Annotated in this window: 2 protein-coding genes and 1 tRNA gene; all 3 read right to left on the bottom strand. The window is 43.2% G+C overall.

Annotated elements, in window-relative coordinates; genetic code table 11:
* Window positions 1-95 precede the first annotated feature (95 nt).
* A complete protein-coding gene (locus Q338_RS12480) occupies window positions 96-653 on the bottom strand; it encodes an L-threonylcarbamoyladenylate synthase (RefSeq protein WP_034296071.1) in 558 nt (185 codons plus the stop codon).
* Between the two features lie 18 nt (window positions 654-671).
* Window positions 672-1,145: a type IV pilin protein gene (locus tag Q338_RS14190; protein WP_034296074.1), complete on the bottom strand. Its 474-nt coding sequence runs from the start codon at window positions 1,143-1,145 to the stop codon at window positions 672-674.
* Window positions 1,146-1,197: 52 nt separating this feature from the next.
* Window positions 1,198-1,288: transfer RNA gene (locus Q338_RS12470), tRNA-Ser, on the bottom strand.
* Window positions 1,289-1,523 lie beyond the last annotated feature (235 nt).

Here is a 1,523-nt window from a genome sequence, read left to right as displayed (position 1 = left end):
AGCCGCCATGTTGATGATGGCAACTTTGGACTATTTTTCAAACCCAAAACAGGTCGTCCGATTTTTTGTCGTGTACTGAAAGGCAGCCTGAAAATTTAACGCACCCTTTCTCTCGTTTCCCAATTCACAATTTGGCTGGGCGATTTACGTCCGCCCGTACGTCCGCCAACCACCCAAACCGCCCGCCCAAATTGTCGCCGCACTTCACGTTCCGACCGACAAGCCCGTTTTCCCGCCCGATTGCACGAAGTAGAAACCAACGCCCCACCCACAGCCCCACACAAACGCCGCGCCAAATCATGTTGAGGCACCCGCACCGCCAACTGATTGCGCCGCCGTCCACGCAATTCAGGCAACACATTTGCCCGACAGCGCAATAAAAAAGTGGTCGGCACATCATCATGCCATGCGCGTTCTATTTGATTTTGCTCATGTTCAGGCAGCCTGAAAACATAAGGCTGCAATTGCCCAAAATCACCCCCAATCACAATCAAACCCTTGTGTTGCGGACGCTTTTTAATTCGCAAAATCCCCCGAATTCCACGACGATTATTCGCCAAACAGCCCAAACCATAACTGGATTCAGTCGGATACGCAATCACGCCACCGCGTTTCAAATAAGCACGAATTTTAAAAAAAGGAAAAGTATTCATAAAGATGAATAAGAAAAATTAGAGAAATTTGCAGAGTTTATCTGTGCGCGTAGAGTCGCCAGAGAAATAAGGTGTTTTATTGGGATGAGAAGGTGGGTCGCATTCGCTAACGGTTGTTTCACAAATGCGCAATTGCTTGTCATCATCAATAATAATGGAGCGCGGTTCTAATTTTTTGTTTTTCGCCACCGCCTTTAGCGTAAAACGGTCGCCTTTCACACCACGCGGATTGCCTTGAAATTTAATACAAAAATGTTCTGTTTCAATTTCTTTTAATGTTGCCCAAGTGGTACTGTTTTTCTTAAACCGATAATTTTGCGCATAAAATCGCTCTAATTCATGGAAATTGATTAACAAAGCCTTTTGCGCGTCATACAAACGCGCTTGGCGAATATAATAAGTCATGCTTGGAATTGCCAAAGTCGCCAAAATTCCCAACAACACCACCGCATACAATAATTCAATTAAAGAATACCCACGTTGCAGCAGCATAACAAAATTCCATGAAAAAAAGGTGAATATCACATCACCTTTGCAATTAAATTGGCAGAGAGGAAGGGATTCGAACCCTCGATACGCTATTCACGTATACACGCTTTCCAGGCGTGCGACTTAAACCACTCATCCACCTCTCTAAACAAGAGAACGTATTATAAGTAAATTTGTTTCAAACAACAAGTCTTACGCATGAATTTTATGATTTGCCTATTTTTCAGGCAGCCTGAAAGCTGCGCAGTGTGTGTTTTTTTACATTGGTGTGAATTTTTCTTTTAATAAAATTTCATTGTAAATCATGGATATTTGGTTGGGTGGTGAATAATTTGATTTTCAGGTATTGACGATTGCGTGTGGGGTTGTCATAATTCGGTC

The organism is Alysiella crassa DSM 2578, assembly GCF_000745955.1.
Lineage (GTDB): Bacteria > Pseudomonadota > Gammaproteobacteria > Burkholderiales > Neisseriaceae > Simonsiella > Simonsiella crassa.
The sequence above is the reverse complement of the archived record's forward strand: the minus strand, read 5'-3'. Positions and strand labels throughout refer to the sequence as shown.

Bases quoted from the DNA above. Each gene is read 5' to 3' on its own strand.
- Q338_RS14190 (WP_034296074.1), bottom strand. From the start codon at position 1,145: ATGCTGCTGCAACGTGGGTATTCTTTAATTGAATTATTGTATGCGGTG.
- Q338_RS12480 (WP_034296071.1), bottom strand. From the start codon at position 653: ATGAATACTTTTCCTTTTTTTAAAATTCGTGCTTATTTGAAACGCGGT.